Raw genomic sequence first — 25,970 nt, 5'->3', positions numbered from 1 at the left:
GGGGCGAGTCTTCGAGACAGGCGCGAAAGCCCCTTTTCCATTGTGGGAGAGGGGCTTTCACATGAGCGCCCCCCTGACCGGGCGTGGATTTGACCCGGCGTCCGCCGGTGGGCATACTGCATGACGCGCCTGCCGGGAGACATCCGGGCAGGCGCCGTGTTTGTGAACGGCCCATCGCCGGGCCTTGCGAATGGAAGGCATCACAGCCTTGACCAGTGTTATCACGTCCAGCCTGAGTGGCAGCCTGACCGACGGTGCCGCCTCGACCGGATCCACTCTGGCCGGGTCCAGCCCGGTGGAGAACCGCGATCTCGCCTGCGCCACCCGCGTCCTGCGGACCGAGGCCGATGCGCTGCTGGCGCTGGCCGGCAGCCTCGACGGCAAGTTCCTGCGGGCGCTCGACATCCTGCAGGGCATCGAAGGCCGCGTGATCGTCACCGGCATGGGCAAGTCGGGCCATGTCGCCCGCAAGATCGCCGCCACCATGGCCTCGACCGGCACGCCGGCCTTCTTCGTCCATCCGGGCGAGGCGAGCCACGGCGACCTCGGCATGATCGCCAAGATCGACGCGGTGGTGGCGCTGTCCAACTCCGGCGAGACGCACGAGCTGGCGGACATCATCGCCTACACCCGCCGCTTCGGCATTCCGCTGATCGGCATGACGCGGCGTGCCGCCTCCGCCCTGGCCGAACAGTCCGACGTGGCGTTGGTCATCCCGCCGGAGCCGGAAGCCTGCCCGCTGGGGCTGGCGCCCACCACCTCCACCACCATGATGCTGGCGCTGGGCGATGCGCTGGCGGTGGCCCTGCTGGAACGGCGCGGCTTCTCCGCCGCCGATTTCCGCGAGTTCCACCCCGGCGGCCAGTTGGGCCGCGCATTGCTGAAAGTCACCGACATCATGCATAAGGGCGAGGATTTGCCCCTGTGCCGTCTTGACTCGCCGCTGTCCGACGTCATCTTCGAGATGACGGCCAAGCGGCTGGGCTGCGTCGGGGTGACCGACGATGCCGGGGCGCTGGTCGGGATCATCACCGACGGCGACCTGCGCCGTCATCTGACGCCGGAGCTTCTGGCGGAACGCGCGGACAGCATCATGTCGCCGCGGCCCAAGACCATCCGCCCCAAGGCGTTGATCGTCGAGGCGCTGCGCGAGATGAACGACAAGAAGATCACCACCCTGTTCGTGATCGAGGCCGACCGGCCGCTCGGCATCGTGCATATCCACGATGTCCTGCGCGCCGGTGCGGCCTGACGATTGTTCTGTCCATGATGGAAGCGAAGCGCCGAGCCGGAGGGACGAAGATTTGAGCCTGGACGACCTGCGCAGCCCCGACCGTACGACAGCCGGCCGCACCGCCCCGAGCGCCGGGCAATCCACCTTCGGCGGCCTGTCCGCCGGCGCGCCGGACCTTCGCGCGCCGGCCGCTGCCGAACCGCCGGCGGTGCTGCGGGCGCACCGGCGGCGCGACACCCGTCCGGTCAGCCGGGTCTACAGCCGTTTCGTTTCCGCAATGAAGTTCGTGCTGCCGGCGGCGGCGCTGGCGATGGTGGCCCTGCTGGCCGCCTGGCCGTCGCTGAACAGCCCGCAGAGCGCCCGCGTCAGCGCCGACGCCGGGCAGAGCGAGATGCTGAAGCCGCGCTATTTCAGCCTGGACGAACACAACCAGCCCTTCTCGCTGGTGGCGGCCAAGGCCGACAAGTCGACCGACCAGCCCGACATCGTCCTGCTGGACGATCCGCAGGCGGAGATGACGGAGACCACCGGCACCTGGGTGACCATGCGGTCCGACAAGGGCTGGTACAACCAGAACACCGGCATCCTGCTGATGCGCGGCAACGTCCATGTGCTGCGCGACGACGGCAACGAGTTCACCACCAGCGAGGCCGAGGCCGACATCCGCAAGGGCAACGCCTGGGGCGACAAGGCGGTGACCGGCCAGGGTCCGCAGGGCGAGATCAACGCCATCGGCTTCCGCATGACGGACCGCGGCAAGAATGTCGTCTTCCTCAACCAGTCGAAGGCCGAGGTCCAGGCCGCCGAGCGCCCCGGGAGCAAGAAGCCGTGACGTCCAAACGGTCGCCATTCCGTCCCCCCACACTCCGTATTGCCCCATTTCGTATTGCCCTGACCCTGTCGGCCATCCTGGCCGGCGGGTTTTTCTCTTTCGGATCCCTGGTTCCAGGGCCGGCCTTCGCCCAGGGTCTGCCCGGCATGGGCGGCAAGCAGCCGGTGGAGATCAACGCCGATCAGGCGATCGAATGGCACCAGGACGTCCGCGCCTATGTGGCGCGCGGCAACGCGTCGGCCAAGCGCAACGACTCGACCGTCTTCGCCGACGTGCTGACCGCCTATTACCGCGAGGTTCCCGGCAAGGGGAACGAGGTGTTCCAGCTGGTGGCCGACGGCAACGTCCGCATCGTCAGCCCGACCCAGCAGGTCTATGGCGACCACGGCGTCTATGACGTCGACAAGCAGGTCGCCGTCGTCACCGGCCGGGATCTGAAGCTGATCACCACCAAGGACGTGGTCACCGCCCGCGACAGCCTGGAATATTACGAGGCGCAGGACCTGACCGTGGCGCGCGGCGACGCGGTGGCGGTGCGCGGCAACGACCGGCTGCGCGCCGACGTGCTGATCGGCCGGCTGAAGAAGATGCCGGACGGCACCACCCAGATGGAGCGGATCGACGGCTCCGGCAACATCGTCGTCACCACCCCCACCGACGTGGCGCTGTCCGACAAGCTGGTCTATTCGGTCGCCGACAATGTCGCGGTGCTGATCGGCAACGTGAGGATCACCCGCGGCGACAACCAGCTGAACGGCGAAGCCGCCGAGATGAACATGAACACCAAGATCAACCGCGTCATCGCCGGCCGCGACGCCGGCGGCCGGGTCAGCGGCCTGCTGATTCCCGGTGAGAAAAATGGGGGCGAGAAGAACGGGCCCGGCGCGCCTGCGGGCAAGAAGCCGTGACCGTGCTGACCGCGAACGGGCCCGGCGCCGCTCCCGCCGGCACCATCCCCGCAGCATCCGTCCCGACCGAAGGGCTGGTGGCCCAGCATCTCGGCAAGTCGTTCAAGAAGCGGCCGGTGGTGCGCGACGTCTCGATCAGCGTCCAGCGCGGCGAGGCGGTCGGGCTGCTCGGCCCCAACGGCGCCGGCAAGACCACCTGCTTCTACATGATCACCGGCCTGATCGCCGCCGACTCCGGCACGATCACGCTGGACGGCCAGGACATCACCGCGCTGCCGATGTACCGCCGCGCCCGGCTCGGCATCGGCTATCTGCCGCAGGAAGCCTCGATCTTCCGCGGCATGACGGTGGAGAACAACATCCGCTCGGTGCTGGAGGTGGTCGAGAGCGACCGCGACGCGCGCGAGGCGATGCTGGACGAGCTGCTGGCCGAATTCTCGGTCACGCATCTGCGCCGTTCCCCCGCCCTGGCGCTGTCGGGCGGCGAACGGCGGCGCGTGGAGATCGCCCGCGCGCTGGCCGGACAGCCGCATTTCATCCTGCTGGACGAGCCGCTGGCCGGCATCGACCCCATCGCGGTGAACGACATCCGCGAGCTGGTCGGCCATCTGCGCGACCGCGGCATCGGCGTGCTGATCACCGACCACAATGTGCGTGAAACATTGGACCTCGTCGATCGGGCATACATTTTGCACGATGGTGTGGTACTAATGGAGGGACGGCCGGACGAGATCGTGGCGCACGAGGGCGTGCGTCGGGTCTATCTCGGCGACCGCTTCAGTCTGTAGCCCTCCGTTCCCACTGGTCCCGGTTCCACAGCCATGGCGCTTGCTCAACGTCTCGACCTTCGACAAGCCCAGACCCTGGTGATGACGCCGCAGTTGCAGCAGGCCATCAAGCTGCTGCAGCTGTCGAACATCGAACTGTCGGACTTCGTCGACCGCGAGATCGAGCAGAACCCGCTGCTGGAGCGTGACGGCGGATCGGCCGACGGCGGCAGCGATCCGGTGGGGCCGGCGGACGGCAGCGATGCGCCGGGCGGGCTGGACGGCCCCGGCGGCATGGCGGCGAACGGCCTCAGCGCCGACGGGCTGAACGGCCGCGATGACGGGCCGGCCCTGCCGATGAGCGACGGGCGCACCCGTGACACGGTGGAGATGACCTCGTCGGACACGATGACGTCCTCGTCGGAGTCGCCGCTCGACACCGATTTCGAGAATGTCTATGGCGACGACCGCTTTTCCGACGGCTCGGACGGCGGCAGCGAGGTCTACGGCTCCTATGGCGAGCGCGGCGGCCGCAGCGGTTTCGAGGATGACGACAGCAACCTCGAAGCGACGCTGACCAGCGAGAAGAACCTCCGCGACCACCTGACCGAACAGCTGAAGATCGACCTGCCCGACCTGGGCGACCAGCTGATCGGGCTGGCCCTGATCGACATGCTGGACGAGGCCGGCTGGCTGATCGGCTTCGATGCCCAGGCGATGGCCGAGCAGCTGGGCTGCGGTGCCGAGCGGGTGGAGCGGGTGCTGGCCGCCTGCCAGCGCTTCGACCCGCCGGGCATCTTCGCCCGGTCGCTGAAGGAATGCCTGGCGATCCAGCTGCGCGAGAAGAACCGGCTCGATCCGGCGATGGCGGCGCTGCTCGACAATCTGGAGCTTCTGGCCGCGCGCAACCTGCCGGCCATCATGAAGGTCTGCGGCGTCGATGCCGAGGACGTCGCCGACATGGTCGTCGACATCCGCAAGCTGAACCCGAAGCCGGCGCTGGCCTTCGACCACACCCCGGCCCAGCTGGTCACCCCCGACATCCTGATGCGCGCCAATCCCGGCGGCGGCTGGCTGATCGACCTGAACCCGGACACGCTGCCGCGGGTGCTGGTCAACCACCGCTATTTCGCCCGCATCTCCGACGGTGCCCGCAACAAGGCCGACAAGGAATACATCTCCGAGCGGTTCCAGTCGGCCAACTGGCTGGTCAAGTCGCTGCACCAGCGCGCCACCACTATTTTGAAGGTGGCGAGCGAGATCATCCGCCAGCAGGATGCGTTCTTCATCCATGGCGTCTCGCACCTGCGACCGCTGATCCTGCGTGACATCGCGGAGGCCATCGGCATGCATGAAAGCACAGTCAGCCGCGTCACCACCAACAAGTTCATGGCAACCCCACGCGGCGTCTTCGAGCTGAAATACTTCTTCACATCCGCAATCCAGGGTGCGGATGGGCAGGCATCCCATTCCGCAGAAGCGGTTCGGCACCGCATCAAAACCATGATCGATGCGGAGAAGCCGGACGATGTGCTGTCCGACGACAAACTGGTGGAGATTCTCCGTGCGGAAGGGATCGACATTGCGCGAAGGACGGTCGCGAAGTATCGTGAAGCGATGAAAATACCGTCATCGGTGCAGCGACGCCGTGCCAAGATGTCACGCATGTAAGCGGTTCGGGCGGGGGAGGGCTCGATTGACAGTCCGGTGACCCTTGCCTATCGTCCCGGCCCGCAAGCGGCGGATCAGCATCTTCGAACCCGGCATCTTAGAACGTCGTGTCTACACCGTCCCCAGCGGACCAATATTGGAAACGTTCCACCATGCAACTCTCCGTCAAAGGCAAGCAGCTCGATGTGGGTGACGCTCTGCGCACCCATGTGGCCGATAGCCTGAACGCCGTGGTCGGCAAGTACTTCGACAAGCCGATCGAGGCGAACGTGATCCTGACCAAGGACGCGCACCTCTACAAGGCCGACATCCAGGCCCATGTGGGCCGCGGGATCGTCCTGCAGAGCGCCGGCGACGCCACCGAACCCTATCCGGCCTTCGACATCGCCTGCGAGAAGCTGGCCAAGCGCCTGCGCCGCTACAAGCGCCGCCTGCGCGACCACCACGCCGCCGAGAACGGCGCCGCCGTTCCGGCGAGCTACCGGGTGCTGGAAGCCGAGGCCGAGGAGCATCACGACGAGGTCGAGGCTGCCGCCGACGGCGCCGCCAACCCGATGGTCGTCGCCGAGATGGAGACGAGCATCGCCACCCTGTCGGTCAGCGAGGCGGTGATGCGCCTGGAGCTGGCGCAGGCTCCTGCCCTGATGTTCCACAACGGTGCGCATGGCCGCCTGAACATGGTCTATCGCCGTGCCGACGGGAACATCGGCTGGGTCGACCCGGCGGAGAAGGCCGGCGCCTGACGGCGCCGACCCGTCTCGCTGGTCAAGAAGCGTCATGCTCGACCTCATTTCTCCGCACGCCATCCTCCCGAACCTGAAGGCCGGCAACAAGAAGCAGGCCCTGCAGGAGATGGCGCGCAAAGCGTCCGAGCTGACCGGTCAGCACGAGCGGGCGATCTTCGACGTGCTTCTGGAGCGCGAAAGGCTGGGCACGACCGGCGTGGGCCATGGCATCGCCATCCCGCACGGCAAGCTGTCCAGCCTGGACCGCGTCCATGGCGTCTTCGCCCGTGTGGAGCGGCCCATCGATTTCGATGCGATCGATGAGCAGCCGGTCGACCTGATCTTCCTCCTTCTCGCCCCGGAACAGGCGGGAGCCGATCATCTGAAGGCCCTTGCCCGCGTCTCGCGTCTTCTGCGGGACCAGTCCATGTGCGAGAAGCTGCGCGGAGCCCAGTCGGGCGACGCGATGTACGCGCTCCTGACCCAGCACGAGCCGAGCCCGTCCAACTGACGGGCCGCCAGTGAGGGGAATGGTATGCCGAAAGGGCCGCTGCACGTTCGTGCGCGGCCCTTTTTCTTTGGCGGCGGATGCACCAAATGGTGTAGGGGCCGGCGGGCTGCTACACTGAACGGAGCCGACTTGTTTATGGGGGCCAAGGCCATGGGAAACGCACAGCGCAAGCCCTGGATTTCGCCGCAGGATTACCTCGCCGCCGAACGCAGCGCCGAGGTCCGCCACGAATATGTTGATGGCGAGATCTTCGCCATGGTCGGGGCGAGCCGCCGTCACGCCACCATCGTCGGCAACCTGTTTGTCGCCCTGCGGCAGGCTGCCCGCGCCCGTGGATGCCAGGCTTACGCCAACGACGTGAAGGTTCGCGTCGAGGCGGCGAACGCTTTCTACTACCCTGACCTCGTGGCGACCTGCGCCGATGGCGACGACGACCCGTATGTCGTCAAGGACCCGGTGCTGGTCGTTGAGGTGCTGTCCGACAGCACCGAGGCTATCGACCGCCGCGAGAAGCGGACCAATTACCAGAAAATCCCGTCCCTGCGAGAGATCGTGCTGGTGTCCCAGAGCGAGCGTCTGGTGGAGGTGTACCGTCGCGACGGCGCCGGCTGGACCGTCGATGTCCTGCGTGACGGCCCGGTCATGCTGGCCGCGTTGGACCTCTGTCTGCCGTTGGACGCGGTGTACGAGGACTGAGGGCAACCTGCGCTTTCCAACACCGGCCCTCCGTCGGCCGTCATCCCCGCGCAGGCGGGGATCCAGGAAACTCCGCAATGAAGCGGCTGAAACGGCTGGATTCCCGCCTTCGCGGGAATGACGGTTCAGTTGAAAGGGCGTCGGCTTCGGGCGGACAGTCCCCTCACCCCCGCTCCGCCCAGCCCATGTAGTTCACGTCCAGGTCCCGCGCGTTCAGGCGGAACTCGTCGTTCAGCGGGTTGTACGTGATGCCGGTCAGGTCGCGTACGCTCAGGCCGTACGGGCGTACGATGGCGTTCAGTTCGGACGGGCGCAGGAACTGGCGCCAGTTGTGGGTGCCGCGCGGCAGCCAGCGCAGGATGTACTCCGCCCCGACGATGGCGAGCGCGAAGGACTTCGGCGTGCGGTTCAGCGTCGCCAGGAACAGCGCGCCGCCCGGCGCCAGCAGGTCGGACAGCGACTTCACGAACAGGGGTACGTCGGCGACATGCTCGATCACCTCCATCGCCAGCACCACGTCGAACGTCTCGCCGCTGGCGGCGAGCGCCTCGGCGGTGGTGGCGCGGTAGTCCACCGTCGTGCCGGTCTCGGCGGCGTGGGTGGCGGCGGTCTTGATGTTCTTCTCCGACGCATCCACCCCGACCACCGTGGCGCCCATCCGCGCCAGCGGTTCGGCCAGCAGGCCGCCGCCGCAGCCGATGTCGACGATGCGCAGGCCGGCGAGCGGGTTTGGTGCCAGCGGGTCGCGGCCCAGCCGCCTGCACACCGCATCGCGGATGTAGGTCAGGCGCAGCGGGTTCAGCCGGTGCAGCGGCTTGAACTTGCCGGCCGGATCCCACCACTCGGCGGCGATGGCGGAGAAGCGGGCGACATCCTCCGGATCCACGGTTCCGCCTGCCGAGGCGGTTGCGGACGCGTGCGGGAAGGCGGAGGATGAGGCGGTCATGGTGAAAATCCGTAAACTGTGAGGCGGGACGGGCGCGGGCAACTTGCCTCGCTTCCAGCGACGGAGTATGGATACGCCGCCCCGCGCCGGCAACGGTGGAGCGGGGGTGCGCACAGCCGACCCGCATGACCCAGATGGCGAGATCCAGACGGCATGACCGGGCGGCCAGACATGGTGTGAGGTATGGCGCGGATCGTCCTGAAGTTCGGAGGCACGTCGGTCGGCGACATCGACCGCATCAAGAACGTGGCCCGGAAGGTCGAGCAAGAGGTGAAGGCGGGGCATCAGGTCGCCGTCGTCGTGTCGGCGATGTCCGGCGTGACCAACCAGCTCGTCAAATACTGCAACGAAATCGACAAGCTGCACGACGCCCGCGAATATGACGCGGTCGTGGCATCGGGCGAGCAGGTGACCTCCGGTCTCCTGGCCGTCGCCCTGCAGTCGCTCGGCATTCCCGCCCGCTCCTGGGCCGGCTGGCAGATTCCCATCCGCACCGACGATACGCACGGCAAGGCGCGCATCGTCTCCATCGACACCACCGAGATGGAAAAGTCCCTGCAGACCGGCGAAGTCGCCGTGGTCGCGGGCTTCCAGGGCGTGTCGGAGCATGGCCGCATCACCACGCTGGGCCGCGGCGGCTCGGACACCTCGGCAGTGGCGCTGGCGGCGGCGGTGAAGGCCGACCGTTGCGACATCTACACCGACGTGGACGGCGTCTACACCACCGACCCGCGCATCGTCACCAAGGCGCGCAAGCTCGACAAGATCACCTACGAGGAAATGCTGGAGATGGCCTCGCAGGGGGCCAAGGTGCTTCAGACCCGCTCGGTCGAGATGGCGATGAACCACCGCGTGCGCGTGCAGGTGCTGTCGAGCTTCGAAGCCGCTGCGGGCAGTTCGCTTCCCGGAACCCTGGTTGTTGACGAGGACGAGATCGTGGAAAAGGAAGTTGTTAGCGGCATCGCCTATAGCCGCGACGAGGCGAAGATCACCCTGGTGGGCGTCGCCGACCAGCCGGGCGTCGCCGCCGCCATCTTCGGTCCGCTGACCGACAACGCCGTCAACGTCGACATGATCGTCCAGAACGTGTCGGAAGACGGCAAGTCGACCGACATGACCTTCACCGTCGGCAAGGCGGACATCGCCCGCGCCGTGAAGGTGCTGGAGGATGCGCAGTCCACCCTGAACTACAAGCGCATCATTTCCGATGCCAACGTGGTCAAGGTGTCGGTCATCGGCGTCGGCATGCGCAGCCATGCCGGCGTCGCCCAACGCATGTTCAAGGCGCTCGCCGACAAGGGCATCAACATCCAGGTCATCTCGACCTCGGAGATCAAGATCTCGGTCCTGATCGCCGAAGAGTATGCGGAACTGGCGCTGCGTGCCCTGCACACCGCCTACGGCCTGGACGCCGCCTGATCGCAGGCGGGACCCGGGTGCCGGGGACGGGAACATCAGGAGAGGGCCGGCCATGACCGACGCCACATCATACGCGGCGGCAGCATCGGCCCGGCTCGACCGGCTCTGGCAGCGGGGCCGGGACTTCCTCGGCACCCGCACCGCCGTGATGGGCGGTGCGATGAGCTGGGTATCGGAACGGCATCTGGTCTCCGCCATCTCCAATGCCGGCGGCTTCGGCGTGCTGGCCTGCGGCTCGATGGCGCCGGACCAGCTGGCGGTGGAGATCGCCGGCACCCGCGCGCTGACCGACAGGCCGTTCGGCGTCAACCTGATCAACATGCACCCGGCGCTGGACCGGCTGATCGACGTCTGCCGCGAGCAGGCGGTCGGCCATGTGGTCGTCGCCGGCGGCCTGCCGACCGGCGCCACCCTGCGCCGCATCAAGGACGGCGGCGCCAGGGCGATGGCCTTCGCCCCCACGCTGGGGGCCGGGCGGCGGCTGGTGAAGCAGGGCGCCGACGCGCTGGTGATCGAGGGAACCGAGGCCGGCGGCCACATCGGCCCGGTCTCCACCACCGTTCTCGCCCAGGAAATCCTGCCCGACCTGCGCGACGTGCCGGTGTTCGTCGCCGGCGGCATCGGCCGGGGCGAGACGATCCTCTCCTATCTGGAGCTGGGGGCGGCCGGAGTGCAGGTCGGCACCCGCTTCGTCTGCGCCACCGAATGCGTGGCCCATGCCAATTTCAAGCAGGCCTTCATCCGGGCGTCGGCCCGCGACGCCCAGCCGTCGGTGCAGATCGACCCGCGTTTCCCGGTGATCCCGGTGCGCGCGCTGGCGAACGAGGCGTCAAAGCGTTTCATGGAATTCCAGCGCGATGTCATCGCCAGGGTCGATTCCGGCGCGATGAGCCGCGACGAGGGCATGCTGGAGATCGAGCATTTCTGGGCCGGGGCGCTGCGCCGCGCGGTGATCGAGGGCGATGTGGAAAGCGGCTCCCTGATGGCCGGGCAGAGCGTCGGGCTGGTCACCCGCGAACAGCCGGTGGCCGAAATCCTGGCGGAATTGATCGCCCAGGCCGAAACGGCGCTGGCACGGCGGGCGATGGATGAGGCATCGTTAAGCCTGATGACGGAGCCGACGGTGGGAGCGCTGTAGCGATGACCGACACCCTCGACACGGCAGCCGGTGACGGCGGTATGGGCGGGGGTGTGCATCCCCGCTTCGACGGCACCTCGTCGCGCCGGCTGCTCGCCCGGCTGCGCGACATCATGGCCGGCTCGGGATCGGGGCAGGACCGGCTGGACAAGATCGTCACGCTGATCGCGGCGGAGATGAAGGCGGACGTCTGTTCCTGCTACGTCATGCGCGCCGGCGAGGTGCTGGAGCTGTTCTCCACCGAGGGCCTCAACAAGACCGCCGTCCACAACACCCGCCTGCGCGTCGGCGAGGGCATCGTCGGCTACATCGCCGGCCACGCCCGCCCGGTGGCGCTCGACAACGCGCCGTCCCATCCCAGCTTCGCCTACCGTCCGGAAACCGGCGAGGATCCCTTCCAGTCGCTGGCCGGCGTGCCGATCCTGCGCGGCAGCAAGGTGCGCGGCGTGCTGGTGATCCAGCACAAGGACCGCCGCCGCTATGTCGAGGAGGAGGTCGAGACCCTCCAGACCATCGCCATGGTCGTCGCCGAGCTGGTGGCGCAGAGCGAGCTGGTCAACCCGGTGGAGGTCACCACCACCGGCGATCCCGTGCTGGCGCCGGCCCGCCTGTCGGGAACGGCGATGAGCGCCGGGCTGGCCATGGGCCTCGCCGTCATCCACCGGCCGCAGCTGACCGTCCGCCAGATGGTGGCGGAGGATGCCGATGCCGAGCTGGAGCGCTTCAACACCGCGCTCCAGACCATGCACAGCGCCATCGACGATCTGCTGGAGGCGGCGTCGCTGGCGGGGCTCAGCGAACCGCGCGACATCCTGGAGACCTACCGGATGTTCGCCGAGGACCGCGGCTGGCTGTCGCGCATCCGCGAGGCCATCCGCGTCGGCCTGACGGCGGAAGCGGCGGTGCAGCAGGTCCAGAACGACACCCGCGCCCGCATGAGCCATCTGACCGATCCCTACATCCGGGAACGGTTGATGGATTTCGAGGATCTGACCAACAGGTTGCTGCAACATCTGGCCGGCAAGACCGGCACCACCGACGGTGCCACCCTGCCGGACGACATGATCCTGGTCGCCCGCTCGATGGGGCCGGCGGAACTGCTGGATTACGACCGCACCCGCCTGCGCGGTTTGCTGCTGGAGGAGGGGTCGCCTGCCAGCCATGTCTGCATCGTCGCCCGCGCGCTCAACATCCCGGTGGTTCAGGCGGCCGACGCGCTGAACCGGATCGAGCCGCTCGACCAACTGATCGTCGATGGCGACCATGGCTCGGTCTTCATCCGCCCGGCCGAAGACATCCAGATGGCCTTCGGCGAGGCGGTGGCGTTGCAGCACCGCAAGGAGCAGATGTATGCGGAGATCCGCAACCTGCCCTCGGTGACGCGCGACGGCGTGCCGATCTCCATCCAGCTGAACTGCGGCCTGCTGATCGACCTGCCGCACCTGACCGCCAGCGGGGCGGAGGGCGTCGGGCTCTACCGCACCGAAATCCCCTTCATGGTCCGCGCCTCATATCCCGACGTGACGGCGCAGACGACCCTCTATTCCCGCATCATGGACGAGGTCGGCCACAAGCCGATCGTCTTCCGCACGCTGGATGTCGGCGGCGACAAGATGCTGCCCTACATGACCGGCGGCGAGGAGGAGAACCCGGCGCTGGGCTGGCGTGCCGTTCGCATCGGGCTGGACCACCCGTCGCTGCTGCGCCAGCAGCTGCGGGCCCTGCTGCTGGCCGCCGCCGGCCGGCCGCTGTCGGTGATGTTCCCGATGATCGCCGAGGTCGCCGAGTTCGACGGCGCCCGCCGCCTGCTGGAACTGGAGCTGAAGCGCCTTGCCGCCCAGGGGATCGAGGCGCCCAGCAGCCTGCGCGTCGGCACGATGCTGGAGGTGCCGTCGCTGTTGTGGCAACTCCCGGCCCTGCTGCCGAAGCTGGACTTCCTGTCGGTCGGCTCCAACGACCTGACCCAGTATCTGTTCGCCGCCGACCGCGGCAACCCGCGCACCTCGACCCGCTACGACCCGCTGTCGCCGTCGATGCTGTGCGTGCTGCGCCGTCTGGTCGACGAATGCACCCGGCACAAGGTGTCGCTCAGCATCTGCGGCGAGATGGCGGGGCGGCCTCTGGATGCCATGGCGCTGATCGGCGTCGGCTTCCGCACCCTGTCGATGTCGCCGCCGTCCGTCGGCCCGGTGAAGACCATGCTGCGCTCGCTCGACGTCGCCGCCCTGCGGCAATATATGAGCGGGCTCTACACCGGTGCCGACCACAGCCTGCGCGACAAGCTGAAGACCTTCGGCAAGGATCACGGCGTGATCTTCTGATTCCGGCTGGTGGACCGAAGGGCCGCCGGTGCGGGGAGTTTGCTCTTTTTTCAGGCAATTCGCGAAAAGAACGGGCGGAGCCGGTTTGGCCCGCCCTTTTTTTATTTGCCATTCCTGCCGGGTTGGCCGGCCGATACCATAAAATATGTATCCTTTTCCCTCGATCTTCTTCAGCCTCGGGGGCGATACCTGTATCCGCCGGCACCAGCACGCTTTTTCATCGGAGGGCATTCATGCGCATACGCCTGGGCTATCAGCTGAATTTCAGCTTTCCCGCCCCCACCCCCATGATCGTGATGCTGAACGTGCATTACTCCCGCGTCGGCGATCTGGAGCGGCCAGACCATATCGTCACCAGCGTTCCGGCGCCGATCCAGGGCTATCGCGACAGCTTCGGCAACTGGTGCAGCCGGCTGGTCGCGCCCGCCGGTGCCGTGACCATCAGCGCCGACAGCGTCATCCGGGACAGCGGGGCGTTCGACCCGGTCGATCCCGGCGCCGTCCAGCACCGCGTCGACGAATTGCCGGCCGACACGCTGCTGTTCCTGCTGGGAAGCCGCTATTGCGAGACCGACGTCCTGTCCGACGAGGCATGGCGGCTGTTCTCCGGCACGGCGCCGGGCTGGGCGCGGGTACAGGCGATCTGCGACTTCGTCCACAACCACGTCACATTCGGCTACGAGCATTCGCGCCCGACGCGGACCGCCGCCCAGACCTATGCCGAGAAGCGCGGGGTCTGCCGCGACTTCGCCCATCTCGCCATCACCTTCTGCCGCGCGATGAACATTCCGGCGCGCTACTGCACCGGATACATCAGCGACATCGGGCTGCCGCCCCCCTATGGGCCGATGGATTTCGCGGCGTGGATGGAGGTCTATCTGGGCGGCCGCTGGCATGTCTTCGATCCGCGCAACAATGCGCCCCGGATCGGACGCATCCTGATCGCGCAGGGGCGCGATGCGGCCGATGTGCCGCTCACCCACACCTTCGGCCCCAACACGCTGACGGAATTCCGGGTCTGGACGGACGAGGTCGGCGCGTAAACGACGCCTGTCCCTTCGGTCAAGCCGGGCCGGGGTGAGGACCCCACCCGGTGTTGTCCGGCGCCGGGGTCTTCACAGCGCCAGGGAAGGCTGCGCGACAGGGGCAGCGGCAAGGTCGGGAACGGCGGAGGTGCGGGCGCGCTGGCGGCGGGGTTGCTGCGCGATCCGGTGCAAATCCTCCACCCAGGGCGACGGATAGCTGTCGGTGCCGAAGACCCAGACGGTGCTGACGCCGCCGTCCGGCGCGCGGAGCAGCACGCGGGCGTCATGACCGTCCTTTCCGGCATGGTTGGCGTTCTGCACCGCGGCGATCAGCGCCCCGGTCTTGCCGTTGGGAAAGGGGCCGTAGAGTTCCCCTTCCAGTCCGACGAACCAGCCGTCCGTTCGGCACGACACGACGTAATGGGCTGCAAGGCTCATGATGCCACTCCTCTTCGACATCCATCGGACGCCTGCTGAAGCGTCCAAGGGAGTCCGGTCTCTGGATTCTTCACGCGATTCCCGGCTCGGACGGATGCGTCCGAACCGATCACGCTCTGACGGCGGCTGCGCCGGCCATGGTGAGGCGGGTCAACAGGGCGCCCTGCGGCAGGCTGGCGTTGCCCGGCGGGGGAAAGTCGTGGGGAGGCCGATCGGCCGGCGCGGCGTGCGGGGCCGGATGCCAGCGGCGCTCGGCATCCGTCCAGCGCAGCTGTTCGCGCAACACGTCAGCGCCAAGGGGGCGTTGCCCCGTGATGGGCTGGAACAGGTATGTCATGGCGGGCCCCTCCGATCAGGAAATCGAGGGCAGGATGCCCGTCTGTGCCGGAACCGTACCGGTTCGACCGGAGCAGGGACCGGAGCAGGGCGGAGAGGCGCCCCCGTTCGTCCGGACGATCCAATCGTCTTGGCGGCTTGGGTGGCGGTTGGGAATGAGGGAGGCAGTGCTTGTCCCGGCATTCATGGCTGTTCTCCGTGGCAGTTCTTCGGCGCTGACCGGTATCGCCGCAGGCGATGGCGACACCGTCCGGATCGAGTCACGCCAGGAAGAGCCTCGGATGAGAGAGCCTTGTCAGAACACAAGCGAGGTCAGAACACAAGCGAGCCTGGGTGGCCTTCGGTATAGTATAGATGGAGATTTGATCGAAGATTTGCAATGTGTATTGCGAAGAATTTATCTTTGGAAAATTTATGAAGCCGGTATTTTCGAGATTTCAGTCCGGACTTTTCCGTGAATTCAGCATCTTATTTGTCATGGAAAACGCCAAGGGTTCGAAAATCGCTGCGCTGCCCGACAATTTTCCAAAAATTCCGAACTTGGAATTCAGCCTCTCATCTTTTGTTTAACTGATCAGAACGTCGGAAAATCTATCGCCCGCCGTGGTGCTGGATGTCGCCGCCTCGCGCTCGGCGAAGGAGGCCCGCGCCCGCTCGATTTCGGCATGGTGCGTCTCGGCCCAGATCCACACGCCGCAGAACGCCGCTCCCAGACTCTCGCCGAGCGGTGTGAGCGTGTAATCCACATGCGGCGGGATGACCGGGTGCACCGTCCGCCGCACGAGTCCATCCCTCTCCATCTGGCGCACGGTCTGGGTCAGCATCTTCTGGCTGATCCGACCGACGACCTTGCCGAGCTGCGTAAAGCGCAAGGTGCCATGCTCATGCAGCGCTTCGAGGATCAGCATGGTCCATTTGTCTGCCACCTTGCCGATGATGTCGTGAACCAGCGCCTCGATGGCCGGATCGACCGTCTCGGGAGGCGGCTGCCTGCGCCGTACCTCGATCTGCGGGTCGGGCAAAGCCTTGCGCATCCTACGCTCTCCTTTTGGTGCGTATAAATCTTTCCGGTGCCTACTTCTGTCTGGAGAGTGTGGGCGATAGCTTTCAGGCGGACAACAGCGAAAGTCACGCTCATGAAGACCGAAGGAAACACCATCCTGATCACGGGCGGCGGCTCAGGGATCGGCAAGGCTCTGGCCCACCGTTTTCATGATCTCGGCAACACGGTGATCGTCGCCGGCCGCCGGGACGATGTGCTGCAACAGGCGATCTCCGGTCGTCCGAACATGCATGCCATGACCTTCGATGCCGACAGCGCCGCGGGCATTGCCGACTTCGCACGACGGGTGACGGCCGAGCATCCCGCTCTCAACGTGCTGATCAACAATGCCGGGATCATGCGGTTCGAGGCGCTGGACCGGCAGCGCGACCTTGGCGATGCGGAGGCGACCGTCGCCACCAACCTGCTCGGCCCCATCCGGCTGACCGACGCCCTGGTCGAGCATCTTGGCCGCCAGCCCGATGCGGCCCTGGTCAACGTCACCTCCGGCCTGGCCTTCGTGCCGCTCGTTTCCGCCCCGACCTACTCGGCGACCAAGGCGGCCATGCACCTCTACACGGTCGCCCTGCGCGAGGCGCTGAAGGGCAGGATCGAGGTCATCGAGCTTGTGCCGCCGGCGGTCCAGACCGACCTCACCCCCGGGCAGGCCACCCGCCCGGGCTATCTACCGCTGGCCGACTTCATCGACGAGGTTATGGCGCTGTTCCAGCAGCAGCCGACTCCGCGCGAGATCCTGGTGCAGCGCGTCGCCTTCCAGCGCCAGGCCGAGGCGGAGCACCGGTTCGACGAAGCGGTGACGACGCTCAACGAAATGGCCCGGAAGGCGCGCGAGGCGCAGCAGTAAGGACGCGGAACGGGCGGCTGCGTCAGGGCGTAAAAAAAGCGGAGCCGCTGAGGCTCCGCTTTTTACTGTCTGCTTAACCGACCACCGCGATCACACGTCCAGGTTCGACACCTTCAGGGCGTTGTCCTGGATGAACTCGCGGCGCGGCTCGACGACGTCGCCCATCAGGGTGGAGAAGACCTCCTCCGCCTGATCGACGTGGCTGACGCGGACCTGCAGCAGCGAGCGCTTGGTTGGGTCCAGCGTGGTCTCCCACAGCTGGTCCGGGTTCATCTCGCCCAGGCCCTTGTAGCGCTGGATGGTGACGCCGCGGCGGCCAAGCTCCATCACCGTGTCGAACAGGGCGACGGGACCGGTCAGGGCGCGGCTTTCCTTCTGCTTCTCGAAGGCCCGGCCGGCGGTGCCGAACACCCGCTTCAGGTCGGCGGCCAGCGCGTCCAGGCGACGGGCCTCGCCGCTCTTCAGCAGGTCGGTGTCGAACAGGTGGCGGTGGGTGACGCCGCGCCGGGCGCGGATCACGGCATAACCGCCCTGGGGCAGGGCCTCGCCGCGCCAGCCGCCGTCGGCGTCCAGCCCGTTCATCCGCTCCGCCACCGCCTTGGCCGCGGCCTCGGCCGCCGCCTTGTCGTCGGCCAGGACGGCGGACAGGGTGCCGGCGACCGCCGCCTGCTCCACCACCATGGCGTTGCCGACCTTGCGCGACAGCGTGTCGATCGCCGGACGCGCGGTGCGGGCCTGCTCGACCAGGCCGGCCAACTGCTCGCCGATCAGCAGGGAGCCGTCCGCCAGACGGACCGACAGGTCGCCCAGCGCCGCCTCGACCAGATACTCTTCGAGCGCCCGGTCGTCCTTCAGGTAGCGCTCCTTGGCGTTGCCGCGCTTGATGCGGTAGAGCGGCGGCTGGGCGATGTAGAGATAGCCGCGCTCGATCAGGTCGGGCATCTGCCGGAAGAAGAAGGTCAGCAGCAGGGTGCGGATGTGGCTGCCGTCCACGTCCGCGTCGGTCATGATGATGATCTTGTGGTAGCGCGCCTTGTCGGCGTTGAATTCGTCGCTGATGCCGGTGCCCAGCGCTGCGATCAGCGTGCCGATCTCCGCCGAACCCAGCATCTTGTCCAGCCGCGCCCGCTCCACGTTCAGGATCTTGCCGCGCAGCGGCAGGATGGCCTGGGACTGGCGCGAACGGCCCTGCTTGGCGGAACCGCCGGCCGAATCGCCCTCGACGATGAAGAGTTCCGACAGCGCCGGGTCGCGCTCCTGACAGTCGGCCAGCTTGCCCGGCAGCGACGACATGCTGAGCGAGCTCTTGCGCGTCATCTCGCGCGCCTTGCGGGCGGCCTCGCGGGCGGCGGCGGCTTCCACCACCTTCTGGACGACGCGGCGTGCGTCGGCCGGATGCTCCTCGAAATACTGGGCCAGCGCCTCGCCGACCACCGCCTCGACGACGGGGCGGACTTCCGACGAGACCAGCTTGTCCTTGGTCTGGCTGGAGAATTTCGGATCCGGCACCTTCACCGACAGGACGCAGGTCAGGCCTTCACGGGCATCGTCGCCCGACAGGCTGACCTTCTCCTTCTTGGCGATGCCGGATTCGGTCGCGTAGTTGTTGATGGCGCGGGTCAGCGCCGCGCGGAAGCCGGCGAGGTGGGTGCCGCCGTCCTTCTGCGGGATGTTGTTGGTGAAGCAGAGCGTCGTCTCGTGGTAGCTGTCGTTCCACTGAAGCGCGCATTCGACCGTCACCACGCCGCCATGCTCGGTCGGGCGCTCGTTCTTCAGCGTGATCGCCGGCTTGTGCAGCGCCGTCTTGGAACGGTCGAGCCAGCTGACGAAGGCTTCCAGGCCGCCTTCGTAATGCAGGTCCTGCACCTTCGGTTCCACCCCGCGCGCGTCGGTCAGCAGCAGGCGGACGCCGGAGTTGAGGAAGGCCAGCTCGCGCAGCCGGTGTTCCAGCGTGGCGAAATCGAACTCGATGTTGGTGAAGGTCTCGGCCGAGGGCATGAAGGTGACTTCGGTGCCCGACAGCGGCTTGCCCTTCTCCGGCACCATCGGCGCCTCGCCGACGTCGGCCAGCGGCGCCTCGGCGTTGCCGTGGCGGAAGCGCATGGTCCAGGTCCGGCCGCCGCGCCAGATGCGCAGATCCAGCGTTTCCGACAGCGCGTTCACCACCGAGACGCCGACGCCGTGCAGGCCGCCGGAGACCTTGTAGCTGTTCTGGTTGAACTTGCCGCCGGCATGGAGCTGGGTCATCACGACCTCGGCCGCCGAGACGCCTTCCTCCGAATGGATGTCGGTCGGGATGCCGCGGCCGTTGTCGCGCACCGTGACCGATCCGTCGGCGTTGAGCACGACCTCGACCTTGTCGCAATAGCCGGCCAACGCCTCGTCGATGGCGTTGTCGACCACCTCGTACACCATGTGGTGCAGGCCGGAGCCGTCATCGGTGTCGCCGATGTACATGCCGGGGCGTTTGCGCACGGCATCGAGCCCGCGCAGAACGGTGATCGATTCCGCCCCGTAGTCCGCCTGCTGGGGCTCCGACTGCGGGAGGTCGTTCTTCAGTGCTTCCTGTGCCATGCGTCGACTATAACAGATTCGGTTGCGGATACGGCGGTTTAGCGTGCGTCGGCATGCTTTTTTTCCGGGATTTTTCCCCGATTTCCGCCCCTATCCGGGGCGGATGTGCGCGTCTTCGATGTGGAAGCGGCGGGCATCCTGCCCAAGCGGGTCGAAAACCCCCTCGTCGGTGCCCGTCATCCAGGCCTGGGCCCCCAATGCCAGGATTTCTCCGAACAGCGCGGCGCGCCGCTCGGGGTCGAGATGGGCGGCCACCTCGTCCAGCAGGAGGATCGGCGCCGCGCCGCGTTCGGCCGCCAGCAGCCTGGCATTGGCCAGAACGATGGCGATCAGCAACGCCTTCTGCTCGCCGGTGGAGCACAGCGCCGCCGGCATGTCCTTGGGCGCATGGCGGACGGCGAGGTCGCTCTTGTGCGGTCCCACTGTGGCACCGCCGCCGTCCGAATCGGCGCGGCGTCCGGCGCGCAAGGACAGGCGCAGCGTATCCTCCGCCGCCAGCGCCGGACCGTCGTCCAGCCAGCGTTCCACCGTGCCGGCGACGGCGAGGTCGGCGCCGGGGAAGGGACCGACCGAGCGGGCGCAGGCGGCGCGCAGCCGCTGCACCACCTCGCGCCTTGCCGCGGCGACGGCGATGCCGGTGGTCGCCATCTGGTCTTCCAGCGCGCCGAGCCAGCCCTCGTCGAAGCGGCCGTCGCGCAGCAGCCGGGCGCGTTCGCGCAAGGCATGCTCGTAGCGCGACAGCCGCCCGGCATGGGCGGGGTCGAAGCCGAAGACCAGCCGGTCGAGAAAACGCCGCCGTCCGCTCGACCCTTCGAGGAAAAGGCGGTCCATCTGCGGGGTCAGCCAGACCATGGCGACATGGTCGGCGAGTGCGGTCTGGCCCTTGGCCGGGTGGCCGTCGATGCGGACCAGCCGGCGGTCGCGCTCGGAGCTGCGGCTTCCGTCATGCGGTTCGCGGCCGGTGCCGATCTCCACCGGTCCCATCGGGGTGTCGAGCATCGCCGCCACCGCCCAGCCGGCGCCGGGGGGCGAGCCTAGCCGTTCCACCTCCGCCAGCCGGGCGCCGCGGATGCCGCGGCCGGGGGCGAGGAAGCTGACGGCCTCCAGCAGGTTGGTCTTGCCGGCGCCGTTCGGGCCGATCAGGGCGACGGGCCGGCGGTCGGGCTCCAGCCGCGCGGAGTCGTAGCCGCGGAAGCGCGTCAGCGTCATCCGCCTGACCGCAAGGGCCGGAGCGAAAGCCGGAGTTGCGGCGGACACCGGGGTGCCGCCGCTCATCGAAACTGCCGTGTGGTGCAACTGGTCCGTTCCGCCTGGGGCGGGGAGGATCCCCGCAGCCCCATCACACACGCATCGGCATCAGGACGTAGAGCGCGGTGCTGTCGGCGACGTCGCGGATGATGGTCGGCGACGCGGCGTCGGCCAGCGTGAACTGGGCGCCCTCGCCCTCGATCTGCTGCGTGATGTCCAGCAGATAGCGAGAGTTGAAGCCGATTTCCAGGGGGGACTCCTGGTAACTGACCTCCAGCTCCTCGGTCGCGCTGCCCGATTCCGGGCTGGTGGCGGACAGGGTGAGCGCGCCGCGGACCAGCGACAGCTTCACCGCCCGGCTCTTCTCGGTGGAGATGGTGGCGACGCGGTCGACGGCGGCGGCGAACAGCTTGGCGTCCACCTCCATCACCTTGTCGTTGCCGACCGGGATCACCCGCTCATAGTCGGGGAATGTGCCGTCGATCAGCTTGGAGGTGACGACGACGCTGTCGAAGCCGAAGCGGATCTTGTTGTCCGACATCGACAGCTCGATGCGGTCGGCGGCCTCGTCGACCAGCTTGCGGATCTCGGTGACGGTCTTGCGCGGGATGATGACGCCGGGGATGGCCTCGGCCCCGTCCGGCAGCGGCATCTCGACCCGCGCCAGACGGTGGCCGTCGGTGGCGACGGCGCGCAGCACCGGCGTCTCCAGGCTGCCCATCTTGCTCCTGGCGGCGTGCAGGTAGATGCCGTTCAGGTAATAGCGCGTCTCCTCGGTGGAGATGGCGAAGCGGGTGCGGTCGATCAGCCCGCGCAGGTCGGCGGCGGCGACCGAGAAATTGTGCTTCAGCTCGCCGCTGGACAGCTGCGGGAAATCCTCCACCGGCAGGCAGGACAGCTTGAACTGCGACCGGCCGGCGCGCAGCGTCAGGATGGTGCCGTCGCCGCCGATGTCCAGCTCGACCTGGCTGCCGTCGGGCAGCTTGCGGACGATGTCGAACAGGGTGTGGGCGGGGGCGGTGGTGCCGCCGGGACGCCCGACCGTCGCCGGGACCGTCTCGACGATCTCCAGATCCATGTCGGTGGCGGCCAGCGACAGTTCGCCGTCGCCCGCGCGCAGCAGGACGTTGGACAGGATCGGAATGGTGTTCCGCCGCTCGACCACACTCTGCACGTGACCCAGGGAACGGAGAAGGGCGGCGCGTTCGATGGTGATGTTCATGCTGGCGTCGTCTCGGCCGGAGGGGAACTGTTCTTGCGGACCCACCGGGGTTGCGGGCCGTTGTCCGGCCGTCCCGCCCCGAGCGGGCGCGCATCATACCACATCGGCGGGTGCGTCGAACCAAATTGTTGCGTCTAAGGCCTTCGGCATCGTTGTGGCTAAGGCCTTCGGCCAAGGGCGGATCATGCCTCGGCGCGCCGCCTTGCCTCGTGCAGGCGCAGGATATCGACGAAATCGGCGCTCTGCCAGTTGCGGGACCGGCTCAGCTCGCTGCGCACGCTGGCGACGAAGGCATCGATCACCGCCCATTCGTCCCCGGCGATCTCCCCGTCCGCCTCCAGATAGCTGTAAACCACCCGGTGCAGGCCCTGGCTGACCGGGCTGATCCAGCCATCCACCGTCTCGCCCATCGCCGCCATCAGCCGGCGGATGCGCAGCATGTGGGCCATGCGGTGGGCCGGCCTCTCCTGCGGCTCGGCCTTCATCGCCTGGAGGAAGGCGAGGCGGCCGGTCTCCACCGCATAGAGGCGCAGCGACTTCAGCTCCGGGTTGGCGTAGCCGGCGTTGCCGAGCGTGCGGCCCCAGCGCCACACCAGCTCCAGCAGCCAGACGATGTCCTCATGGTCGGGCACCGGGGCGTGGCGGGCGTTCATTGCCGCCTGCATCCGGGCGGCCAGCGCCGGCATCACCGTGCCGGTCAGCTCGCGGCTGACCGCCGCCAGCTCCGCCCGCAGGGCCGGGCCGGTCGAACGGCTGGCGAGGAAGCCGGTGCCGGACAGCGCGGTCAGCGCCCGGTCGAAGCGCTCCACCGCCTCGTGCAGCAGGGCGCGGGTCGGGGTGGGGGCGGAGAGGACTCCGCCATCCTGGATGTCCATGTCGCCGAACATGCCGTCCACCACCTCGCGGATGGTGGTGCAGGCGGCGGTGAAATGGCAGAGCAGGGCGCGCAGCAGCGGGTGGGACTCGCGCACCGCCGGACCGCCCGAACCGACATGCTCGCGCACATGGCGCAGGAACACGTCGTAGCGCCGCTTGACGTTCAGCCCGTAGAGCGGGGCGAACCAAGCCAGCAGCTGCGACTGGTCGCGGAAGGGCAGGCCGAGGTCGCGCACCCGGCGGACGAAGCCGACCATCAGCGCCGACTGGCAGTCCACCTCTGCGGACGATGGGGCGGCCGACGATGGGGTAGCCGGCCGCGGGTCGCCGGCACCCTGCCTGTCCCCCATCCGCATCTCGTCGATGTCGCGACGCATGCGCTCGGTCAGCGGCACCAGCACCGCGTTGTGCTCCAGCAGGGCGCGGACGAAACCCAGCAGGTCGCTGTCGATCGGCGCCTTGCGGCCGAGATACTGGGTGCGCAGACGGGCGTCGTGCAGCGCCTCGTCATTGGCAAGCGCCAGGAAACGGTCGGTCAGCTTGCGGTCGCCGGCCATGGCATAGAGGAAGTCGAGCGCTTCCCGACGCATCAGCTCGCGCATCGCCATCGCGTCGGGGCTGGCCAGCACGGCATCCAGCATCGCCTCGCGCGCCATGCCGTCCAGCCGGCTCTGCACCTCCGCCGCCAGCCCCGGAAAGCCATAACGGGTCAGCGCCGACCAGATGCCGCCCATGTCCACCCGCTGGACCAGCGCCGGCACCGACTCGGCCGAGCGGTAGAGCACGGGGTCGTCGACCAGGAAGGGTTCGAACAGGCTGGTGAACAGGCGGCGCGCCTTCATCGGCCGCAGGCGGTTGAAATGGTCGACCAGCGCATCGCGCAGGTGCCGCGCCCGCTCGCCATTCGGGCTGGGCGTCCCTTCGACCGCGTCCAGCACGGACCGGATGGCGTGCATCGGGATGCGGGCGACGACCTCGTCCATCTGGCGGCGGAAGGCCGCGACATCGGTGCAGCTCCCTCCCGGCGAGGGCCCACCCGGCGAAGAGGCCGGGGATGCGGCAGGGAGTGGGATGGAAAGGGTGGCCGTCGGCGTGCTGTTCATGCGCACAACACCTCGCGGGATGGTCGTCGCCTGGACGCTTATGATCCCGCGAGATTATTAAATATCTTTTGCTAATTCCACGCGTGTCTTCGGAAAAGTCTTATGATTACCGGTATATGTCAGGGAATTGCTTTGTAACCTTAGCTTTACGTTTTGCCCCTTTTCCTGGCTACAGCCCCGCCGCCAGTTGGGCGTCCAGCCCGGCGCGATAGTCGGGATAGGTCAGGGCGACGCCGAGCTGGCGCTTGATGCGGTCGTTCTTCACCCGGCGGCAATCGGCGTAGAAGCTGGCGGCCATCGGCGACATCTCCGCCCGGTCGAACGGCACCAGCGGCGGCGGCTCCACCCCCAGCAGGCGGCAGGCATACTCCACCACCTCGTGCGACGGGCTGGGCAGATCGTCGGCGACATTGTAGATGGCGCCCAGCGTCGGCCGCGCCATCGACGCCCGCAGCGTGCCGGCGATGTCGTCGACATGGATGCGGCAGAAGACCTGACCCGGCTTGTCGACCCGCTTGGCGATGCCGTCGCGCACGGAATCGATGGCGCTGCGGCCGGGGCCGTAGATTCCGGCCAGCCGGAACAGATGCATCGGCACGCCATACTGCCTGTAGAGGTTCAGCCAGCCGCGCTCCGCCTCCACCCGCCGCTTCTGGCGTTCGCCGGTCGGCTTCAGCCAGGAGGCCTCGCTCACCCACTCGCCGCCGGTGTCGCCATAGACGCCGGTGGTGGACAAATAGCCGGCCCAGTCCAGCGTGCGCAGGTCGGCCAGATCGCGGGCATGCTGGTCGAGCACCGGGTCGCCCTTGCCGTCCGGCGGGATGCTGACCAGCAGATGGGTGGTGCCGGCCAGCGCCGCGTGCGCATCGGCCAGCGGCCGGCCGCGCTCGAACAGGAAGGCCTCGATGCCCTGGGCTTCCAGCTCCGCCTTCTTCTCCTCGCTGCGGCAGGTGGCGGCGATGCGCCAGCCCTCGGCGCGCAGCCGGTCGGCGAAGACGCGGGCGCTGTAGCCGAGGCCGAAGACGAACAGGCGGGGATCGGTCATCGCGGACGGTTCCGGTTGGAGCGGCGGAAGGGCGGCAAACTGTGTAACACCGAACTGTGTAACACCGGGACCGGGCCTGCGGACTTGCGCCCCGCCCGGCGATGGCGGAGTGTAAAGGCACCATGACCCGACGCAATCTTTACCTTTCCGGCGCTCTCGCGCTTGGGCTTCTCGCAGCCGTGCCGGCCCCGTTGCCGGCCGCGCAGGCCGGGCCCTCATCCTCCGGACAGCCCTCCGCTCTCGACCGCAACCGCGAACTACAGGCCTGCGCCGCCAAGGCGGAGGCCAACCCCGACGGTGCCCTGGCCGACGCCAAGCGCTGGCAGCAGCAGGGCGGCGGCGACTCCGCGAAGCTCTGCGAGGCGCTGGCGCTGTTCCATGCCGGCGACTTCAAGACGGCCGGCGCCCAGATGGAGGCGCTGGTGCCGACGCTGGGCAAGGACGACCCCAGGGCCGCCGCCTCGCTGCTCGGCCGTGCCGGCTGGGCATGGCTGCGGGCCGGCGACCAGGGGCGGGCGGAGCGGCTTTACAGCGCCGCGCTCGACAAGACGCCGGGCGACGTCGATCTGCTGATCGACCGCGCCTTCGCCCGTGCGGAGGGGGAGCGCTTCTGGGATGCCGTCGCCGATCTGGACGCGGCGCTGACGCGCGACCCGAAGCGGGCCGACGCCTATCTCTACCGGGCGAGCGCGCAGAAGGCGCTGTCCAACTACCGGCAGGCGCTGGCCGACATCGACCAGGCGCTGGAACTGAAGCCCGGCGACCCGGAGGCGATCCTGCTGCGCGGCAACGTCAAGGCGCTGGGCGGCAATCTGGGGGCTGCGCGCGACGACTGGTCGCTGGCCCGCCGCGTCGCCCCCGACAGCGAATGGGGCCGCGCCGCCGCCGACAACCTCGCCCGTACCGCGGAGGTCGCAGGGGATGCCGGCAAGGACAAGGCGAAGGAAAAGAAGGTGCAGTGAAGGGACTGATTCCCTCACGGCTTCCAAAAGAAAAAGCCCCGCCGCGGTGACCGCGGGCGGGGCTTT

The 25,970-nt window shown here is 68.0% G+C and carries 23 protein-coding genes; 14 read left to right on the top strand and 9 right to left on the bottom strand.

What is annotated here, in order from left to right; genetic code table 11:
- Positions 1–190: 190 nt before the first annotated feature.
- The 8 genes from ABNQ40_RS29545 to ABNQ40_RS29510 all read left to right on the top strand — a co-directional run bounded on the left by ABNQ40_RS29545 (position 191) and on the right by ABNQ40_RS29510 (position 7,344).
- A complete protein-coding gene (locus ABNQ40_RS29545; RefSeq protein ID WP_109490481.1) occupies positions 191–1,252 on the top strand; it encodes a KpsF/GutQ family sugar-phosphate isomerase in 1,062 nt (353 codons plus the stop codon).
- Positions 1,253–1,304: 52 nt separating this feature from the next.
- Entirely contained in the window at positions 1,305–2,066 is a 762-nt protein-coding gene (lptC, locus tag ABNQ40_RS29540; protein WP_247880127.1) for an LPS export ABC transporter periplasmic protein LptC, read from the top strand.
- A 146-nt stretch (positions 2,067–2,212) separates the two neighbouring features.
- The gene (locus ABNQ40_RS29535) at positions 2,213–2,974 is read left to right on the top strand and encodes an LptA/OstA family protein (RefSeq protein ID WP_247880128.1); all 762 of its coding nucleotides are present in this window, start codon (positions 2,213–2,215) and stop codon (positions 2,972–2,974) included.
- Positions 2,971–3,762, top strand: a complete 792-nt coding sequence (gene lptB, locus ABNQ40_RS29530) for an LPS export ABC transporter ATP-binding protein (RefSeq protein WP_109490482.1) — start codon at positions 2,971–2,973, stop codon at positions 3,760–3,762. The genes ABNQ40_RS29535 and lptB overlap by 4 nt, the downstream gene beginning before the upstream one ends.
- Positions 3,763–3,795: 33 nt before the next feature.
- Positions 3,796–5,412 carry an RNA polymerase factor sigma-54 gene (gene rpoN, locus ABNQ40_RS29525; RefSeq protein WP_109490483.1) on the top strand — a complete coding sequence of 539 codons (1,617 nt, stop codon included), beginning with the start codon at positions 3,796–3,798 and terminating at the stop codon, positions 5,410–5,412.
- A gap of 152 nt (positions 5,413–5,564) precedes the next feature.
- On the top strand, positions 5,565–6,155 hold the full coding sequence (hpf, locus tag ABNQ40_RS29520; RefSeq protein WP_109490484.1) for a ribosome hibernation-promoting factor, HPF/YfiA family: 591 nt from the start codon (positions 5,565–5,567) through the stop codon (positions 6,153–6,155).
- A gap of 34 nt (positions 6,156–6,189) precedes the next feature.
- Positions 6,190–6,648 carry a PTS IIA-like nitrogen regulatory protein PtsN gene (ptsN, locus tag ABNQ40_RS29515; RefSeq protein WP_109095955.1) on the top strand — a complete coding sequence of 153 codons (459 nt, stop codon included), beginning with the start codon at positions 6,190–6,192 and terminating at the stop codon, positions 6,646–6,648.
- A 150-nt stretch (positions 6,649–6,798) separates the two neighbouring features.
- A complete protein-coding gene (locus ABNQ40_RS29510; RefSeq protein ID WP_109491221.1) occupies positions 6,799–7,344 on the top strand; it encodes a Uma2 family endonuclease in 546 nt (181 codons plus the stop codon).
- A 163-nt stretch (positions 7,345–7,507) separates the two neighbouring features.
- Here the strand turns inward: ABNQ40_RS29510 and ubiG are convergent, their stop codons facing one another.
- Positions 7,508–8,290, bottom strand: a complete 783-nt coding sequence (gene ubiG, locus ABNQ40_RS29505; protein WP_109490485.1) for a bifunctional 2-polyprenyl-6-hydroxyphenol methylase/3-demethylubiquinol 3-O-methyltransferase UbiG — start codon at positions 8,288–8,290, stop codon at positions 7,508–7,510.
- A 183-nt stretch (positions 8,291–8,473) separates the two neighbouring features.
- Between ubiG and ABNQ40_RS29500 the strand changes: the two genes are divergently transcribed.
- The 4 genes from ABNQ40_RS29500 to ABNQ40_RS29485 all read left to right on the top strand — a co-directional run bounded on the left by ABNQ40_RS29500 (position 8,474) and on the right by ABNQ40_RS29485 (position 14,211).
- Positions 8,474–9,709, top strand: coding sequence for an aspartate kinase (locus ABNQ40_RS29500; RefSeq protein WP_098740796.1), 1,236 nt, complete (start codon positions 8,474–8,476; stop codon positions 9,707–9,709).
- A gap of 52 nt (positions 9,710–9,761) precedes the next feature.
- Positions 9,762–10,847 (top strand): nitronate monooxygenase family protein, encoded by a 1,086-nt coding sequence (locus ABNQ40_RS29495; RefSeq protein WP_109490486.1) that lies wholly within the window; start codon positions 9,762–9,764, stop codon positions 10,845–10,847.
- Between the two features lie 2 nt (positions 10,848–10,849).
- A complete protein-coding gene (gene ptsP / locus ABNQ40_RS29490) occupies positions 10,850–13,168 on the top strand; it encodes a phosphoenolpyruvate--protein phosphotransferase (RefSeq protein WP_391348210.1) in 2,319 nt (772 codons plus the stop codon).
- A gap of 233 nt (positions 13,169–13,401) precedes the next feature.
- Positions 13,402–14,211, top strand: coding sequence for a transglutaminase family protein (locus tag ABNQ40_RS29485; RefSeq protein ID WP_109490487.1), 810 nt, complete (start codon positions 13,402–13,404; stop codon positions 14,209–14,211).
- 72 nt (positions 14,212–14,283) lie between these two features.
- Here ABNQ40_RS29485 and ABNQ40_RS29480 read toward each other — a convergent pair whose 3' ends face one another.
- The 3 genes from ABNQ40_RS29480 to ABNQ40_RS29470 all read right to left on the bottom strand — a co-directional run bounded on the left by ABNQ40_RS29480 (position 14,284) and on the right by ABNQ40_RS29470 (position 16,001).
- The gene (locus ABNQ40_RS29480) at positions 14,284–14,631 is read right to left on the bottom strand and encodes a hypothetical protein (RefSeq protein ID WP_109490488.1); all 348 of its coding nucleotides are present in this window, start codon (positions 14,629–14,631) and stop codon (positions 14,284–14,286) included.
- Between the two features lie 109 nt (positions 14,632–14,740).
- Positions 14,741–14,968: a hypothetical protein gene (locus tag ABNQ40_RS29475; RefSeq protein ID WP_109490489.1), complete on the bottom strand. Its 228-nt coding sequence runs from the start codon at positions 14,966–14,968 to the stop codon at positions 14,741–14,743.
- A 565-nt stretch (positions 14,969–15,533) separates the two neighbouring features.
- On the bottom strand, positions 15,534–16,001 hold the full coding sequence (locus ABNQ40_RS29470) for a helix-turn-helix domain-containing protein (RefSeq protein WP_109490490.1): 468 nt from the start codon (positions 15,999–16,001) through the stop codon (positions 15,534–15,536).
- Between the two features lie 102 nt (positions 16,002–16,103).
- Here ABNQ40_RS29470 and ABNQ40_RS29465 point away from each other — a divergent pair, with 102 nt between their 5' ends.
- The gene (locus tag ABNQ40_RS29465) at positions 16,104–16,874 is read left to right on the top strand and encodes an SDR family oxidoreductase (RefSeq protein ID WP_109490491.1); all 771 of its coding nucleotides are present in this window, start codon (positions 16,104–16,106) and stop codon (positions 16,872–16,874) included.
- Positions 16,875–16,964: 90 nt separating this feature from the next.
- Here the strand turns inward: ABNQ40_RS29465 and gyrB are convergent, their stop codons facing one another.
- The 5 genes from gyrB to ABNQ40_RS29440 all read right to left on the bottom strand — a co-directional run bounded on the left by gyrB (position 16,965) and on the right by ABNQ40_RS29440 (position 24,942).
- Positions 16,965–19,448 carry a DNA topoisomerase (ATP-hydrolyzing) subunit B gene (gene gyrB / locus ABNQ40_RS29460; RefSeq protein WP_109490492.1) on the bottom strand — a complete coding sequence of 828 codons (2,484 nt, stop codon included), beginning with the start codon at positions 19,446–19,448 and terminating at the stop codon, positions 16,965–16,967.
- A gap of 90 nt (positions 19,449–19,538) precedes the next feature.
- Entirely contained in the window at positions 19,539–20,723 is a 1,185-nt protein-coding gene (recF, locus tag ABNQ40_RS29455; protein WP_109490493.1) for a DNA replication/repair protein RecF, read from the bottom strand.
- Positions 20,724–20,787: 64 nt separating this feature from the next.
- Entirely contained in the window at positions 20,788–21,918 is a 1,131-nt protein-coding gene (gene dnaN / locus ABNQ40_RS29450; protein ID WP_109490494.1) for a DNA polymerase III subunit beta, read from the bottom strand.
- A gap of 182 nt (positions 21,919–22,100) precedes the next feature.
- Positions 22,101–23,897: a hypothetical protein gene (locus ABNQ40_RS29445; RefSeq protein WP_109490495.1), complete on the bottom strand. Its 1,797-nt coding sequence runs from the start codon at positions 23,895–23,897 to the stop codon at positions 22,101–22,103.
- A gap of 169 nt (positions 23,898–24,066) precedes the next feature.
- A complete protein-coding gene (locus ABNQ40_RS29440; RefSeq protein ID WP_109490496.1) occupies positions 24,067–24,942 on the bottom strand; it encodes an SDR family oxidoreductase in 876 nt (291 codons plus the stop codon).
- Between the two features lie 122 nt (positions 24,943–25,064).
- On the opposite strand from ABNQ40_RS29440, the gene ABNQ40_RS29435 reads away from it, so the two are divergent.
- Positions 25,065–25,904, top strand: coding sequence for a hypothetical protein (locus tag ABNQ40_RS29435; protein WP_109490497.1), 840 nt, complete (start codon positions 25,065–25,067; stop codon positions 25,902–25,904).
- The last annotated feature ends 66 nt before the right edge of the window (positions 25,905–25,970 follow it).

The organism is Azospirillum sp. A23, assembly GCF_042938965.1.
GTDB lineage: Bacteria > Pseudomonadota > Alphaproteobacteria > Azospirillales > Azospirillaceae > Azospirillum > Azospirillum melinis.
Note: the sequence above shows the minus strand (reverse complement) of the source record. Positions and strands in the feature narration are given on the sequence as shown.

Coding starts and splice junctions, on each gene's coding strand:
- ABNQ40_RS29545 (WP_109490481.1), top strand. CDS start 191: ATGGAAGGCATCACAGCCTTGACCAGTGTTATCACGTCCAGCCTGAGT.
- ABNQ40_RS29535 (WP_247880128.1), top strand. CDS start 2,213: ATGGGCGGCAAGCAGCCGGTGGAGATCAACGCCGATCAGGCGATCGAA.
- rpoN (WP_109490483.1), top strand. CDS start 3,796: ATGGCGCTTGCTCAACGTCTCGACCTTCGACAAGCCCAGACCCTGGTG.
- hpf (WP_109490484.1), top strand. CDS start 5,565: ATGCAACTCTCCGTCAAAGGCAAGCAGCTCGATGTGGGTGACGCTCTG.
- ptsN (WP_109095955.1), top strand. CDS start 6,190: ATGCTCGACCTCATTTCTCCGCACGCCATCCTCCCGAACCTGAAGGCC.
- ABNQ40_RS29510 (WP_109491221.1), top strand. CDS start 6,799: ATGGGAAACGCACAGCGCAAGCCCTGGATTTCGCCGCAGGATTACCTC.
- ubiG (WP_109490485.1), bottom strand. CDS start 8,290: ATGACCGCCTCATCCTCCGCCTTCCCGCACGCGTCCGCAACCGCCTCG.
- ABNQ40_RS29500 (WP_098740796.1), top strand. CDS start 8,474: ATGGCGCGGATCGTCCTGAAGTTCGGAGGCACGTCGGTCGGCGACATC.
- ABNQ40_RS29495 (WP_109490486.1), top strand. CDS start 9,762: ATGACCGACGCCACATCATACGCGGCGGCAGCATCGGCCCGGCTCGAC.
- ptsP (WP_391348210.1), top strand. CDS start 10,850: ATGACCGACACCCTCGACACGGCAGCCGGTGACGGCGGTATGGGCGGG.
- ABNQ40_RS29485 (WP_109490487.1), top strand. CDS start 13,402: ATGCGCATACGCCTGGGCTATCAGCTGAATTTCAGCTTTCCCGCCCCC.
- ABNQ40_RS29480 (WP_109490488.1), bottom strand. CDS start 14,631: ATGAGCCTTGCAGCCCATTACGTCGTGTCGTGCCGAACGGACGGCTGG.
- ABNQ40_RS29475 (WP_109490489.1), bottom strand. CDS start 14,968: ATGACATACCTGTTCCAGCCCATCACGGGGCAACGCCCCCTTGGCGCT.
- ABNQ40_RS29470 (WP_109490490.1), bottom strand. CDS start 16,001: ATGCGCAAGGCTTTGCCCGACCCGCAGATCGAGGTACGGCGCAGGCAG.
- ABNQ40_RS29465 (WP_109490491.1), top strand. CDS start 16,104: ATGAAGACCGAAGGAAACACCATCCTGATCACGGGCGGCGGCTCAGGG.
- gyrB (WP_109490492.1), bottom strand. CDS start 19,448: ATGGCACAGGAAGCACTGAAGAACGACCTCCCGCAGTCGGAGCCCCAG.
- recF (WP_109490493.1), bottom strand. CDS start 20,723: ATGAGCGGCGGCACCCCGGTGTCCGCCGCAACTCCGGCTTTCGCTCCG.
- dnaN (WP_109490494.1), bottom strand. CDS start 21,918: ATGAACATCACCATCGAACGCGCCGCCCTTCTCCGTTCCCTGGGTCAC.
- ABNQ40_RS29445 (WP_109490495.1), bottom strand. CDS start 23,897: ATGAACAGCACGCCGACGGCCACCCTTTCCATCCCACTCCCTGCCGCA.
- ABNQ40_RS29440 (WP_109490496.1), bottom strand. CDS start 24,942: ATGACCGATCCCCGCCTGTTCGTCTTCGGCCTCGGCTACAGCGCCCGC.
- ABNQ40_RS29435 (WP_109490497.1), top strand. CDS start 25,065: ATGACCCGACGCAATCTTTACCTTTCCGGCGCTCTCGCGCTTGGGCTT.